The sequence below is a fragment of the Streptomyces sp. NRRL S-337 genome (genome assembly GCF_000720175.1).
Lineage (GTDB): Bacteria > Actinomycetota > Actinomycetes > Streptomycetales > Streptomycetaceae > Streptomyces > Streptomyces siderophoricus.
Map to the genome: position 1 here is coordinate 1 of NZ_JOIX01000021.1, position 13962 is coordinate 13962.

The window sequence follows — 13962 nt, forward strand, 5'->3', positions numbered from 1 at the left end:
GTGTTTGGGACGTAAAGCGACAGCAGTCCCAAACACCGGCCCCGCAGGCCCGTCACCGCACCCGACACCCACCCAGCCCGCCGCAGGCGCAACGGCGAGCAACCACCGCGGCGGGACAGCCAGCTACGTGCGGCGGCACCGCAAAGCGCAACGGCGAGAAACCCCGACGGCGGGACAGACGGGTACGTGGGAGTCAAATGCAACTCGCAATGAGGAGCGCCACGTCGTCCGGGTCCTCCGGGCGGCGTAGTTCGCGGAGGAGGCGGTCGCAGGTTTCTTCCAGGGAGCGGTCGGGCGCGTCCAGCAGGTGCAGGAGGGTCTCCAGGCGTTCGTCGAGGGAGTGGTGGCGGGTCTCGACCAGGCCGTCGGTGTACAGGACGAGCTGGTCGCCGGGGGCGAGGTGCACCGTGGTGGTCTCGAACGGGACGCCGCCGACCCCGAGCGGGGTGCCGGTGGGCAGGTCGAGGAAGGTCGGGTGATGGCCGCGGCGGACGAGGACGGGCGGCAGATGGCCGGCGGTGGCCAGGTGGCAGGCGGCGCGGTGCGGGTCGTAGATCGCGTAGACGCAGGTGGCGATGTAGTGCTCCAGCGCCGAGGTGATCTTGTCGAGGTGGGTCAGGACCTGCGCCGGATCCAGATCGAGGTCGGCGAAGGCGCTCGTGGCGGTGCGCAGCCGGCCCATGGTCGCGGCGGCGTCGATGCCGCTGCCCATGACGTCGCCCACGACGAGCGCGGTCCGGTCGCCGTCCAGCGGCAGTACGTCGTACCAGTCGCCGCCGATCTCGTACGTGGCCTGTGCGGGCCGGTACCGGGACGCGATCTGCAGGCCGGGGAGCTGCGGCGGGTGGTCCGGGAGCAGGCTGCGCTGGAGCGTCTCGGCGGCGTTGCGCACACTCTGGTGCGAGCGGGCGTTGTCGATGCACACCGCGGCGCGGGCGGCCAGTTCGCCGGCGAGCGCGAGGTCGTCCTCGTCGAACGGCTGCGGGGTGCGGGCCCGGGACATGCCCAGGAAGCCGAGGATCTGGCCCCGGGCGGTGAGCGGGGCCAGCAGATAGGAGTGCACCCCGGCGCGTGCCATCCGGGCGGCGGCGGGGGCGTTGCGGGCGATGCGTGCGAGGTCCCGGTCGTCGGTCCGGGGCACCAGGATCGGGCGGCCGGTGCGGACGCACTGGGTGGCCAGGCGGTCGGGGGCGTAGGCGACGGTCTGGCCGGGGGGATCGGCGGCCTGGACGGCCTCGGTGGGGTAGGCGGCCTTGACCGCGAGGGCGCGGAAGATCGCGGGCCCTTCGGCGGCGTCGTGGCGGTGTTCGTCGAGGACGGAGTCCAGTACGTCGACGGTGGCGACGTCGGCCAGTTCGGGGACGGTGACCTCGGCCAGTTCGCGGGCGGTCTGCCGGACCTCCAGGGTGGTGCCGATACGGGCGGTGCCGTCGGCGATCAGGGCCAGCCGCCGGCGGGCTTCGGTCGCCTCCATGGCGGCCTGGTACCGGTCGGTGACGTCGACCACGAGGTCGGCCACGCCCAGCACCCGGCCCTGGGGGTCGTCCAGCCGGTACAGGGAGATGGACCAGGCGTGCAGCCGGCCGGGGTCGGCGGGGGTGTGGCCGACGATGGTGGTCTGGTCGACCATGGGGGTGCCGGTGGCCAGGACCTGCCGCATCGCGGCCTCCGGCACTTCGAACTTCGGGGCGGTCATGATCTCCCGGTAGTGCCGGCCCAGGTGCTCCTCGGCGGGGACGCCGTGCATCCGCTCCAGGGCCGGGTTCACGGCCACGTACCGCAGTTCGGTGTCGAGGATCGCCAGCCCGATGGGGGACTGGGATATCAGCCGGGTGGACAGCGCGACGTCCCGCTCCAGCTCGCGCAGGGTCGGTGAGTCGGTGGCGAGCCCGAGGGCGTAGAAGTCGCCGCGGTCGTCCAGCAGCCGCATGTTGCGCAGCTCCACCATGCGTGCGGTGCCGTCCTTGTGCCGGACCGGGAAGGTGCCGCCCCAGCTCCCGCCGGTCTCCATGACCTCGGCGAACTTCTTCAGCACCAGGTCCCAGTGCTCTTCGTGCACGAGCAGTGGCGCGGCGTATTTGCCGAGCGCCTCCTCGGCGGTGTAGCCGTAGAGGTCCTCGGCCTGCGGGCTCCACAGGGCGATCCGGCCGTCCGCGTCCACGAGCACGGCGGCCACGCCGAGGAGGTCCATCAGCCCGCTCGGCGGGGACCACCGCCCCTCCGGCAGGCCGGCCTCGGGCCCGTCGCCGGCCGGCGGGGTCCCGGGGTCTTCGGCTGCGCTCACCCGGGCACTCCTTCCACTGCCCCGGCTTCCATCGTGCCCCCGTCCCCGCGGATGCGCCGACCGGGGAAGCGGCCGGTCCGGGCGGCGGGCCGGCACGCGCGGTGAAGTCCCGTTTTCCCGCGTCCCGTTCGCGTGGTCTTGTGGTGGCTACTAGCACGTAATGATCATTGAAGCAACCTCACGTTTTCGCGTCGTGGCTGGTTATGATCGGCAACCCCCACGGCCTCACGATCACGGACCGGCGCCTTCCGTTTCCCCCACGCGGAGCGGCCGAACCGCTGATGGTCTTCTGTTCCCTGTCTCCGCCCCCGAGGACCGATGACTCCCACAGACCCTGAGGGCCCGCCGCCCGAAGGCCAGCGAAAGCAAGCAAGAAACCGCCGGCGGGGTGTGGTCCGGCTGCGCACCCTCCTCATCTGGCTGGCGGTGGTGCCCACCGTCGCGATGGGCGCCCAAGTCTTCGTCTCCGCCGACCGGCTGCTGCAGCAGTCCGCGAACCTGCGCGCCGACGTGGCCGACGGTGAGCGGATCGGCCGGCCGCTGTACGACCTCATGGCCCAGATGCAGGCCGAGCGCAGCATGACGGCGGCGCGATGGGCCGGCTCGCCGGTCGCGCGGACCGTCCTGACACGTCAGCGCGCCGCCACCGACCGCGCCGTCGCAGCGTTCCAGCGGGCGGCCGGTGTCCGGGACACCCGGGACGACGACCGGGTCGACCGCTACGTCCGTGAGGTGCAGAAACAGCTCGGGGAGCTGGACGCCTACCGCGAGCGCACGGATGCCCGTTCCGGCAGCGCGGACCGGGTCACCGGCTACTACAGCGACGCGATCGGCCGGATGATCCGCGTCTACCAAGAGTTCAGCAACATGGACGACGCCGAGCTCACGCAGGAAAGCCGGCCGGTGGTCGCGCTGTTCGCGGCCTCCGAGGTGCTCGCCCGCGAGGACACCCTCTTCGCGTCCGCCGGTCCGGCCCGAAGGCTGAACGGGGCCAGGTTCGGCGAACTCACCAACTCCATCGGCGCCCACCGCTTCCTCTACGGCACGTCGATCGTGCCCTATCTGCCGGAAGACGGCCGGAAAGCCTATGCCCGGATCGCCGCCTCGGACGCGTGGAAGACCATGTCCCGCATCGAGGACGCGGCCCTCGCCGACCACCACGACATCCCGAACGGCGTCGCCCTGCCCCGCGCGGTGCGCGACTGGCCGGCCGCCTACGGCAAGCTCGTCCCACAGCTGACCGACCTCAACTCCGATCGGGTGCAAGGGGTCATCGAGCACGCCGACGCCACGGCCGACGCGCTGGAGGCCGAGGTCTGGTGGATGGTCGCGGGCAGCGCCGCCGGCCTGCTGCTCGTCGTGGCCGTCGTCGTCTTCACCACCCGCACGGTGCTGCGCCGCATGGCCAGGCTGCTCGAACGCACCGTCACCATCGCCGAGAAGACCCTCCCGGACATCGTCGACCGGCTGCAGCGCGGCCGGCCCGTAGATGCCGCCGCACTGCCCGAACCCGGGCGGGAACGGGACGAAGTCGGCCGGATCAGCGACGCGTTCGCCCGGGCCGTGACGGTGTCCGTCGAGGGCTACCGGCAGCTCGCCGACGAGCGGCACGGCTTCGGCATGTTCGCCGCGGGCATCGCCGCCCGCACCGGAAACCTGGTCAGCCGCCAGCTCAGCCTGACCGAGGACCTCCAGGACACCTTCGGGCACGACGAGGCGCTGCTCGCCCAGCTGATGAAGTCCGACCAGCTGACGGTGGGTATGCGGCGGCAGATCGAGAACCTGCTGATCCTCGCCGGCGGCGAGATCACCGACCCGCACACCGAGCCCATGCGCGTCGCCGACCTGCTCCGGGAGGCCGCCGCGGAGGTCGAGGACTTCCGCCGGATCGACCGGGTCGCGCTCGACGAGATCAGCGTGGAGGCCCGGTCCATCAGCGCGATCAGCCACCTCCTCGCCGAGCTGCTGGACAACGCGACGCGGTTCTCCCCGCCGGCGTCGAAGGTCGCCATCCGGGCCGAACTCGTCACGGACGGACTGTCCGTGGAGATCGAGGACCGCGGCCCGCGCGTCGCCGCCGAGCGCTACGAGGAGATGAACGCCCGGCTGCACGCCGCCCCGCCGTACGCCGTCCTCGCCGAGAACGCCCACCGGCTCGGCCTCTTCGTGGTCGGCCACCTCGCCGACCAGCTGCAGGCCCGGGTCACCCTGCGCCGCTCCGCGTTCGGCGGGACGGCGGCCATCGTGATCATCCCCCAGGACCACCTGGTCCGGACCGAGGAGACGGCCACCGCCGCGCCGGCACCGGGTGTCCCCGCGCCGGAACGGCCGTCCCCGCGCACCCCCGCACCGCCACGACAGGAGGAGCGCAAGCCCGAACTCGTCCTCCACGCAAGCCCCGTGGCACCGGCCGAACCTGCCGGACGGGCGCCCGCCGGGCCCGGGCTGCCGCGCCGTCAGCCCGCCGAAGCCCGGGCGACGGTCCGGCCGCTGACCCGGGACGGCTCCGCCCCGCCGCCGCTGCCGGAACGTGTACCCCAGACGCACATGGCCCGGCAGCTCCGCGAGCCCCGCACCGTGGAGCCGGCCGGCCAGGACACCGCGACCCCCGAAGAGGTGGCCGACGCCTGGGCGGATTACGAGCAGGGCACCGAAACAGTGGAAATCGAGCTCCGACAGGACCAGCCATGACGACGAACGACATGATCTACAGCATTCTGGACAACAACCTGAGCCGGATCGCCGGCATCGAAGGCGCCGTACTGCTGTCCAACGACGGGATCCGGCTCAGCGCCTACCTGCTGGAACGGGACCAGGCCGAACGGATAGCCGCGGCCTCCTCCGGCATCGCGGCCACCATGAAGGCCATCTCCCGGGAGGTCGGCGGCGGCCGGGTGATCCGGCAGCTGGTGGAGATGGACGACCGCTACCTCTGCCTCGTCGGCTGCGGCGAGGGCAGCACGCTGATCGTCGTCACCTCGCGCAAGGCCCGCCTCGGCGAGCTGGGCGGTGAGGTCGTACGGGCCTCGCAGGCGCTCGGGGAGTGGCTCGGCACCCCGGAGCGCACCGCGGCCCCCGAGCCGTCATGACGGCCGGCCCGCAGCCGCCCCGGCGACGTCGCACGCGGCTGTACGCCCTCACCGACGGGCGGACCACCGCGCCGCGCACCGTCCTGACCATGGACACCCTGATCACGGCGACGGTCGCGGCGGATGCCGACGGCAGCCTGTCCACCGAGTGGCAGGCCATCCTCGCCATGTGCCGGCCGCCCAACGGACGGGCCGTCGCCGAGATCGCCGCGCGGATGCACATGCGCCTCACGCCCATGGCGGTCCTCCTCAGCGAGCTGGCGGACCGCGGTCTGATCCATCACCGGCCGCCGCTGGAAGCGGCCGAAACGTCCAATGTCCATCTGCTCAGGAAAATCAGGGACAACCTTGCCCGGATATGACACAGACGCCCTGGAAGAGTCACCCGTCAAGATCCTCATCGCCGGTGGATTCGGGGTCGGCAAGACGACGCTGGTCGAGGCGATCTCCGAGATCGAGCCGCTGCGCACCGAGGAGCGGCTGACCGCCGCGGGCGTCGGCGTCGACGACCTCCAGGGCATCGAGGACAAGTCGGCGACCACCGTCGCGATGGACTTCGGCCGGATCACCCTCAGCGACGCCGGGGTGGTCCTCTACCTCTTCGGCACACCGGGCCAGGAACGTTTCTGGTTCATGTGGGACGACCTGTTGGCGGGCGCGCTCGGGGCGATCGTCCTGGTCGACACCCGGCGGCTGGACCGCAGCTTCCCGGCCGTCGACTTCTTCGAGAACCGCGGGCTGCCGTTCGTCGTCGGCGCCAACTGCTTCGACGGCGAGCAGCCGTACACCGCCGAGCAGATCAGGGCGGCCCTGCACCTCAAGGACCCGGAAACGCCCCTGCTGATGCTCGACGCCCGCTCCCGCGAGGACGTCCGCGGCGCCCTGCTGTCGCTGCTGGACCTGCTCATCGCCGAAGCGGAACCGGTCCCGTCGGTCTGACACCACCTGCGGCGCCGGGGCGGCTGGCCGTGATCCGGCCGCCCGGCACCGCCCGCCCGGCGCCGCCCGCCCGGCACCGCCCGCCCGGCGCCGCCCGGCCGCCCCGACGACCGCCCCGGCGCCGCCCGGCAGGCCACCGGGGGCGGCCCGGTCCCGATCACCTAGACTCGGTGGATGGCGAAGTACTTCGATGTCCACCCGGAAAACCCCCAGCGGCGCACCCTCACCACCGTCGCCGACAGCATCCGCTCCGGCGCGCTCGTCGCGTATCCGACGGACTCCTGCTACGCGCTGGGATGCCAGCTGGGCAGTCGGGACGGCATGAGCCGGATCCGGTCGATCCGGAACCTCGACGAGCGCCACCACTTCACCCTGCTGTGCCAGAACTTCGCGCAACTCGGGCAGTTCGTGCACGTCGACAACGACGTCTTCCGCGCCATCAAGGCCGCGACGCCCGGGAGTTACACCTTCATCCTCCCCGCGACGCGGGAGGTCCCGCGGCAGCTGCAGCACCCGAAGAAGAAGACCGTCGGCGTCCGGATCCCCGACCACCTCGTCGCCCAGGCCCTCCTCGCCGAACTCGGCGAACCGCTGCTCTCCAGCACCCTGCTGCTGCCCGACGAGGACGAGCCGATGACGCAGGGCTGGGAGATCAAGGAACGACTCGACCACGTGGTGGACGCCGTGCTCGACTCCGGGGACTGCGGTACCGAACCGACCACGGTCATCGACTTCTCCGGCGGCGAACCCGAGATCGTACGCCGTGGCGCGGGCGACACCGCGCGGTTCGAGTAGCCACCGACGGGCGCCGCACTCCGTTCGGCGCGCGGACCGCAGCCCGCGCGCCTAGCGTGAAAGTCGGAAGGAGTGAGGCACACCATGAGCGATTTCCCGGAAGGCGCCCCCTGCTGGGCGGACGCCATGTTCAAGGACGTCGAAGGCGCCAAGAGCTTCTACGGCGAGGTGCTCGGCTGGACCTTCGGCGAGGCGGCCAGCGAGTTCGGCAATTACACCCAGGCGTATTCCGACGGCAAGGCCGTCGCCGCCGTCGTCCCGCCGATGCCCGGCGGCGACGACGTGCCCTCCGCATGGTGTCTGTATTTCGCCTCCCACGACGTGGCGAAGACCGCAGAAAAGATCAAGGGCGCCGGCGGCACCCTCCTCATGGAGCCGATGCAGGTCGGCTCGTTCGGCTCGATGACGCTCGCCAGGGAGCCCAGCGGTGCCGTCCTCGGGGTCTGGCAGGCCGGCGAACACCACGGATTCGAGAAGGTGGCCGAACCCGGCGCGTACTGCTGGTCCGAGGTGTTCACCCGCGCCCCGGAAAAGGCCGACGCCTTCCTCCAGGCGGTGTTCCCGTATTCCGCGAAGAAGATCGATCCGGGTGACGACCCCGAGGCCCAGGGCATGGACTTCAAGGTCTTCAGCCTCGGCGACTCCGGAAATCCGGTGCTCGGCCGGATGAAAATGGGCGACGAATTCCCGGCCGAGATCCCCTCCTACATCCAGGTGTATTTCACCGTCGCGAACTGCGACGACGCCGTCGCCGCGGCGACGAAGCTCGGCGGCCGGCTGCACTTCGGCCCCATGGACAGCCCCTTCGGCCGCTTCGCCGCCCTCACCGACCCCCAGGGCGCGGCCTTCGCGGTCATCGACACGACCACGACGACCGGCGAGATGCCGCGGATGAGCGACGCCTAGCGGACACCCGCCAGATACGGACACCCCGCCAGATACGGACACCCCACGGGATACGGACACCCTGTCAAAGACGGAAACCCCGTCGGTCCGGTCGATCCCGCCGGTCCGGTCGCCCCCACGGCCCCTTCGTCTCGGCCCCTTCGTCCCGTCGGTCCGACAATGGCCGGTTTCCCGGTGTGGAGGACCGGCCGATACGGCTTGGGTGGGGGCTCCACCACCGGTTGGGGAGGGGACGGGACGGTGCACGTGTACGACTACATCATCGTGGGTGCCGGGTCGGCGGGGTGCGTACTGGCAGCCCGGCTCAGCGAGGACGAGGACGTCCGGGTCCTGCTCGTCGAGGCCGGGCCGCCGGACGACGCCCGGGAGATCCACGTACCGGCCGCGCTGGCCAAGCTGTTCCAGACGAAGTACGACTGGCGCTACCTCAGCGACTGCGAACCCGGACTGGACGGCCGCCGCCGGGTCCTCCCCAGGGGGCGCATGCTCGGCGGTTCCTCGTCGATGAACGCCATGGTCTACATCCGGGGCAACCGGCGCGACTACGACGCCTGGGCCGCCGGCGGCGCCGAACAGTGGGGCTGGGACGACGTCCTCCCGTACTTCCTGCGCGCCGAGGACTTCCAGGGGCCGCCCTCCGTCTGGCACGGCATCGGAGGGCCGCTCACGGTCAGCGAAGGCCGCTCCCGGCACCCCCTGATGGCCGCCTACGTGGCGGCGGCGCAGGAGGCCGGTCATCCCCTCACCGCCGACTTCAACGGCCCCGAACAGGACGGCGTCGGCCACTACCACCTCACCCAACGCGACGGCCTGCGCTGCAGCACCGCCGTCGGCTATCTGCGGCCCGCCCTGGCCCGGCCGAACCTCGACGTGCTCACCGGCGCCCAGTGCACCCGCGTACTGTTCGACGGCGACCGCGCGACCGGCGTCGAGCTGGACCGCGGCGGGGAGCTGCTGCGGCGGCGGGCGGAACGCGAGGTGGTGCTCTGCGCGGGCGCGTACAACTCCCCGCAGCTGCTGATGCTGTCCGGGATCGGACCGGCCGGGGAACTGGCGGCCCACGGCATCACCGCCCGCGTCGACCTCCCGGTGGGGGAGAACCTCCAGGACCACCCGCACGTCGGCCTCACCTTCCTGACTGACACCCCGTCCCTGCTGTCCGCCGAAAACCCGGACGCGGTACGGCAGTTGGAGAACCACGGGGCCGGCCCGCTCACCTCCAACGTCGGCGAGGCCGGCGGCTTCCACCGCACCCTCGACGGCCTCGAAGCCCCCGACATCCAGGTGCACGCCGCCCCGGTGATGTTCCACGAGGAGGGCCTCGGCGCGGTCACCGACCACGCGTTCATGGTGGGCGCGGCCCTGCTCACCCCCACCAGCCGGGGCAAGGTCTCGCTGCGCTCCGCGATCCCCAGCGCACAGCCGCGCATCCTGCACAACTACCTGGCCACCGACGAGGACCGGGACACCATGGTCCGGGCGGTCAGGCTGCTGCTGGACATCGCTGACCGGCCCAGTCTGCGCAAGCACCGCAGGGCCGACTTCCGCCACCCCGCCACCCTGACGGACGCGGGCCTGCTGGACTTCGTCCGGCGCGAACTGCACACCCTGTACCACCCGGCGGGAAGCTGCGCCATCGGTCCCGTCGTCGACCCGCGCCTCAGGGTGCACGGGGTGCGCGGGCTGCGGGTGGTGGACGCGTCCGTGATGCCCACCGTCGTACGGGGCAACACCAACGCCCCCACGATCATGATCGCCGAAAAGGCGGCGGACCTGATCCGCGACCTCCCGGCGCCCGTCTGAGCCCGCCGGCCGGAAAACCGCAGGCATATCGCCCGCCGTCACATTCGGTGAATTGACGGCGGGCGACACGGGCCGGGTAGCGGCCGGAAGGGTGAATTCGTGCACTCATTGTGACGCCTCGGGAGCGCGGTCCGCATTGAGGTGTTCCTACGGTTGAGTCATCGGTGGGCATGTGTGGCCCCACCCGAACGAAGGCTCTTCCATGGACAATCGGATCGTACAAATAAAGATTCACCCTGCCATCGGCATAGCCCGGGTGGGCAACAGCGACCAGCAGCCCTTCATCGGCCCGGAATCACCGGATCAGCCGGCACTTCCGGCCGGCTCGTACAAGGACAGCTCGGGCAAGGTCGTCCGGCAGGCCGCCCGATTCCGGATCTACGGCTACAACGAGAAGGGGGAGGTCGTCAAGGAGCTCAAACAGGGCCAGGACGGCGTGACGGAAATCAAATGGTCGGTACATCTCGCCAACAAGAAGGCCGCCTGGTACCAGTTCCACATTCCGCTCGACATCCCGGAAGCCGCCGCCCTGCCGGACGCCCAGCGGCGCCGGCGTAATTTCGACGTCAAGGGCGCGGACCGGAAGAAACTTGTCATCGATCCCGGCCGCAAGGACATCCGTGCCTCCGCGCAGGAGACCGCCACCTTCGACGGCAAGATCATGGACAAACCGGTTTCCCTGGGGTCCATCTCCACCCAGCAGGACGGTCGTCTCCTGGTCGTCGGAGGCGCCGGCAGGTCGGCCTCCTACGCCACCCCGGAGAAGCCGATCACCGGTGTCACCAACAACGACACCTGGTACGACGACGTCTCCGACGGCCCGGTGACGGCGGAGGTCACGATCAACGGCGCGACGAAGGCCGCGACCCCCAGCTGGGTCGTCGTCGCCCCGCCGCACTACGCCCCCGGCGTGAAGACCGTCCGCACCCTCTACGACCTGCTGTACGACGTGTTCGTCACCGAACAGACACTGCCCGTCGAGCAGCGGCCTTCGTTCCCGGACGACATCGAACCGCTGCTGGGCCGGTTCTGCGATCTGCAGTGGGTCAACCACGGCTTCGCCACCCAGTTCGGCTGGCAGGGACCGCACGACTTCCGCAACCCGGCCCTCCGCAAGCGGCTCGCCGACCCGGGCGAGGCCAGCCGCGAACTCCGTCGCCAGATCTACGTCCAGATGCGCGACTACTGCCGGGACGGCATCTCCCCCGTCCCCTGGCCGTGGCTCTACGGCGACGCCATGGCCAGCAAGCCCAACTCCGTCCGGCAGCACATCACGCTCTCTCCCACCCAGGACCGGATGCTGGCGCAGTGGGCCGAGGGCCACTTCACCACCGGCCCGATCCGCACCGGCTACCCCGACGTCGACCAGGCGCCCGTCACCGAGCAGCCGCGCCTGCTGGACCGGGGCGCGCTGGAGAACTGCGCCGCCGACGCCTTCCATCCCGGCTGCGAGGTCACCTGGCCGGTGCGGCACAAGACCATGTACTCCGAGCCGTTCCGCATCCTGCACCGCACGCCGGAGAACCCGGAACGCGACTACGGCGATGTGCTCAGCCTCGCGGACGCCCTCGGCAAGAACGGCCCGCTGTACGCGCAGGGGCCCGGCGACCTCACCCGCTGGATGGCCGCCCCCTGGCAGTGCGACGCGGCGAGCTGCCGCTCCGGCTATGAAGTACGTGCCGGGCTCGGCCCCCGCTACAGCCCCTATCTGCCGACCTTCTGGCCCGCCCAGGTTCCCAACCACGTGCTGAAGCAGGCCGACTTCGACATCGTCAACACCAAGCCGACCGGCAATGACGACAGCGCCAGGGAGAAAGCCTTCGAGAACCGGGCGGTGTGGCTGCGCGGCCTGAAGGGCACCGACTTCAACGTCCAGCGCCGCCAGATGATCGACGACTGGTACAAGTTCGGGATCGTCCGGACCCAGGAATACCAGGTGGGCGACGAGAAGTTCCCCCGGTTCATGCAGGTGGAGTCCGAGCCCGGATATCCGAAGGCCCCCGACCACGCCAACCTCATCAACATCCAGGTGCCCGAGGCGGGCGCGCCCCAACTGGCCGGCGCGGCCGACGCGTGGACCGGCGAGGTCGCCGCCGCGGACGTCTCCGCCATGCTCGTGCAGCAGGTGGTCCAGGAGGTCAAGGAGGCCACCGGCCACGACGAGGCGGCGATCGCCGCCGGATACCTGGAGAAGCTCGACCCCCTGCACGGCTCCCCGTGAGCCCCGCGCCCGCCTACGACGTCGTGGTGGCGGGCGGCGGTCCGGCAGGCTGCGCCGCCGCGCTCGCCCTCGTACGGGCCGGGCGCACGGTCCTGCTGGCCGACGCCGGCACCGGACCGCCCAAGGCCGGTGAGGCGCTGGTCCCCGTGGCGCGGCTGCTCCTCGCCGACCTCGGCGTCGACCGGTCCGTCCTGGGCGCCGGCCATCTGCCCTGCCACGGCAACCTCTCCGCCTGGGGCTCGGCCGAACTGCACGCCGTGGACTTCCTCCACGACCCGTACGGGCATGGCTGGCACCTCGACCGTGGGCTGTTCGACCGGCGGTTGCGCGCCGCCGCCCGCGCGGCCGGTGCCGACCTCGCCGAGCGCACCGCCGTACGGCGCCCCGCCCGCCAACCGGACGGCACCTGGCGGCTCGCCCTGCGCGACCGCTCCCGCGGGGACGAGGAACGCACGGTCCACTGCCGATGGGTGGTGGACGCCACCGGGCGGGGTGCGGCGATCGCCGTCCGCGCCGGCGCCCGGCGGCGGACCGGGGACCGGCTGACCGCGCTCCACCTGACCCTGGACCCGGCCGCGCAGCACACCGCCGACGGCCGTTCCCTGGTCGAGTCCGACCCGGACGGCTGGTGGTACACGGCCCTGCTGCCCTCCCGGCGCCGGCTGGTCGCCTACTTCACCGACCCCGATCTGCCCGTCGCCGGCGGACGCGGCGCCGAGCGGTTCCGGGACCGGCTGCTGGCCACCCGGCACGTCGTCGGCCGGGCCCGCCCGCACGGCCTCACCCACCTTCCGCCACCCCGCCGGGCCGCCGCGCACACCGCCCATCTGGACCGGGTGCACGGCGACGGCTGGACGGCCGCCGGCGACGCGGCGGCCGCCTTCGACCCGCTCAGCTCCCAGGGCATCCTCACCGCCCTCTACACCGGGCTGAGCGCGGGCCGGGCGGTCCACGCCCGGCTCCACGGCGACCGGACGGCACTGGCCGGCTACGCGGCGCAGGTCGCCACGGCCCGTACGGCCTACCGGCACGACCACCGGGTCGTGCACGCCCGGGAAACCCGCTGGCCCGACCGCCCCTTCTGGGCCCGACGGCAGCACCACTCCCCTCCGGACGCCCGCACCCTCCCGAACACCCTCCACACGAAAGGCACGACCTCACCATGAGCACCCCCGAAGCCGGCCACGCCGGACACGAGCACATCCACCGCTTCCTGATCCTCGGCAAGAAGAAGCTGTTCTTCTACCACCTGGCGCTGTACAACCCGCAGTCCGGCCACGACTACCAGGCGGTCTTCACCTTCAGCATCAAGGACAACGGTGAGCTGCGGGACATGTACCTCAAGGACCTGGCGCAGCACGAGAGCGAGCGGGTCTTCTACTCGCTGCGCTGTCCGCACCACTTCGAGCTCCCGGAGCTCCAGCAGGGCAAGGTCTTCAGGGTCCACCTGGAGCGGGTCGTCGTCGACAAGGAAGGGAACCGCGACTTCCAGCAGATGACGAAGACCGAGACCGAGGTGGAGTGCAAGAAGGAGGACGTGCGCCACTTCCGCAAGCTCGGCAACCTCCCCTACCCCGAGTACTTGACGTACCTGATGTTCGGGGAGGGCGACGAGATCCACCTCGCGCACCAGCTCGCGGCCCGTCCGAACTGGGACGAGGCGGTCACCATCGACCCCATGTCCGTCATCGACCCGGCGACCCTGAAGAAGGTCCCGACCCTCGTCATCGAGTCGATCAAGGACGCGCACGGCAAGCTCATCGAGAGCCCGCTCAAGAAGGGCCAGCAGTACGAGGGCAAGCTCAACGGGGACGAGGCAACCCTCGACTTCACCGTGGGCCGCCAGGGCTGGTGGAACCACACCAGCCTCAACAGCTGACCGACCTCCAAGGTGCCCGGGCCGCGACCCTCGCGGTCCGGGCACG

The 13962-nt window shown here is 71.4% G+C and carries 11 protein-coding genes; 10 read left to right on the forward strand and 1 reads right to left on the reverse strand.

Going from position 1 to position 13962, the window contains the following annotated elements; translation table 11 throughout:
* Positions 1-193 precede the first annotated feature (193 nt).
* On the reverse strand, positions 194-2191 hold the full coding sequence (locus IG62_RS0117560) for a SpoIIE family protein phosphatase (protein ID WP_078872064.1): 1998 nt from the start codon (positions 2189-2191) through the stop codon (positions 194-196).
* 411 nt (positions 2192-2602) lie between these two features.
* Between IG62_RS0117560 and IG62_RS0117565 the strand changes: the two genes are divergently transcribed.
* The 10 genes from IG62_RS0117565 to IG62_RS0117610 all read left to right on the forward strand — a co-directional run bounded on the left by IG62_RS0117565 (position 2603) and on the right by IG62_RS0117610 (position 13916).
* The gene (locus tag IG62_RS0117565) at positions 2603-4975 is read left to right on the forward strand and encodes a nitrate- and nitrite sensing domain-containing protein (protein WP_051798187.1); all 2373 of its coding nucleotides are present in this window, start codon (positions 2603-2605) and stop codon (positions 4973-4975) included.
* A complete protein-coding gene (locus tag IG62_RS0117570) occupies positions 4972-5373 on the forward strand; it encodes a roadblock/LC7 domain-containing protein (RefSeq protein ID WP_030412739.1) in 402 nt (133 codons plus the stop codon). Before IG62_RS0117565 ends, IG62_RS0117570 begins: the two co-directional genes overlap by 4 nt.
* Positions 5370-5735 (forward strand): DUF742 domain-containing protein, encoded by a 366-nt coding sequence (locus IG62_RS0117575; RefSeq protein WP_030803255.1) that lies wholly within the window; start codon positions 5370-5372, stop codon positions 5733-5735. The genes IG62_RS0117570 and IG62_RS0117575 overlap by 4 nt, the downstream gene beginning before the upstream one ends.
* On the forward strand, positions 5722-6312 hold the full coding sequence (locus tag IG62_RS0117580; RefSeq protein WP_030803258.1) for a GTP-binding protein: 591 nt from the start codon (positions 5722-5724) through the stop codon (positions 6310-6312). The genes IG62_RS0117575 and IG62_RS0117580 overlap by 14 nt, the downstream gene beginning before the upstream one ends.
* A 174-nt stretch (positions 6313-6486) precedes the next feature.
* On the forward strand, positions 6487-7107 hold the full coding sequence (locus IG62_RS0117585) for an L-threonylcarbamoyladenylate synthase (RefSeq protein ID WP_030412736.1): 621 nt from the start codon (positions 6487-6489) through the stop codon (positions 7105-7107).
* A gap of 84 nt (positions 7108-7191) precedes the next feature.
* Positions 7192-8013: a VOC family protein gene (locus tag IG62_RS0117590; RefSeq protein ID WP_030803261.1), complete on the forward strand. Its 822-nt coding sequence runs from the start codon at positions 7192-7194 to the stop codon at positions 8011-8013.
* A 240-nt stretch (positions 8014-8253) separates the two neighbouring features.
* A complete protein-coding gene (locus IG62_RS0117595; protein WP_030803264.1) occupies positions 8254-9816 on the forward strand; it encodes a GMC family oxidoreductase in 1563 nt (520 codons plus the stop codon).
* A 202-nt stretch (positions 9817-10018) separates the two neighbouring features.
* A complete protein-coding gene (locus IG62_RS0117600; protein ID WP_030803267.1) occupies positions 10019-12037 on the forward strand; it encodes a LodA/GoxA family CTQ-dependent oxidase in 2019 nt (672 codons plus the stop codon).
* Entirely contained in the window at positions 12034-13203 is a 1170-nt protein-coding gene (locus IG62_RS0117605; protein ID WP_051798190.1) for a tryptophan 7-halogenase, read from the forward strand. Before IG62_RS0117600 ends, IG62_RS0117605 begins: the two co-directional genes overlap by 4 nt.
* Positions 13200-13916, forward strand: coding sequence for a hypothetical protein (locus tag IG62_RS0117610; protein WP_030803272.1), 717 nt, complete (start codon positions 13200-13202; stop codon positions 13914-13916). The genes IG62_RS0117605 and IG62_RS0117610 overlap by 4 nt, the downstream gene beginning before the upstream one ends.
* The last annotated feature ends 46 nt before the right edge of the window (positions 13917-13962 follow it).

Bases quoted from the DNA above. Each gene is read 5' to 3' on its own strand.
- IG62_RS0117590 (WP_030803261.1), top strand. From the start codon at position 7,192: ATGAGCGATTTCCCGGAAGGCGCCCCCTGCTGGGCGGACGCCATGTTC.
- IG62_RS0117600 (WP_030803267.1), top strand. From the start codon at position 10,019: ATGGACAATCGGATCGTACAAATAAAGATTCACCCTGCCATCGGCATA.
- IG62_RS0117575 (WP_030803255.1), top strand. From the start codon at position 5,370: ATGACGGCCGGCCCGCAGCCGCCCCGGCGACGTCGCACGCGGCTGTAC.
- IG62_RS0117610 (WP_030803272.1), top strand. From the start codon at position 13,200: ATGAGCACCCCCGAAGCCGGCCACGCCGGACACGAGCACATCCACCGC.
- IG62_RS0117585 (WP_030412736.1), top strand. From the start codon at position 6,487: ATGGCGAAGTACTTCGATGTCCACCCGGAAAACCCCCAGCGGCGCACC.
- IG62_RS0117570 (WP_030412739.1), top strand. From the start codon at position 4,972: ATGACGACGAACGACATGATCTACAGCATTCTGGACAACAACCTGAGC.
- IG62_RS0117560 (WP_078872064.1), bottom strand. From the start codon at position 2,191: ATGGACCTCCTCGGCGTGGCCGCCGTGCTCGTGGACGCGGACGGCCGG.
- IG62_RS0117565 (WP_051798187.1), top strand. From the start codon at position 2,603: ATGACTCCCACAGACCCTGAGGGCCCGCCGCCCGAAGGCCAGCGAAAG.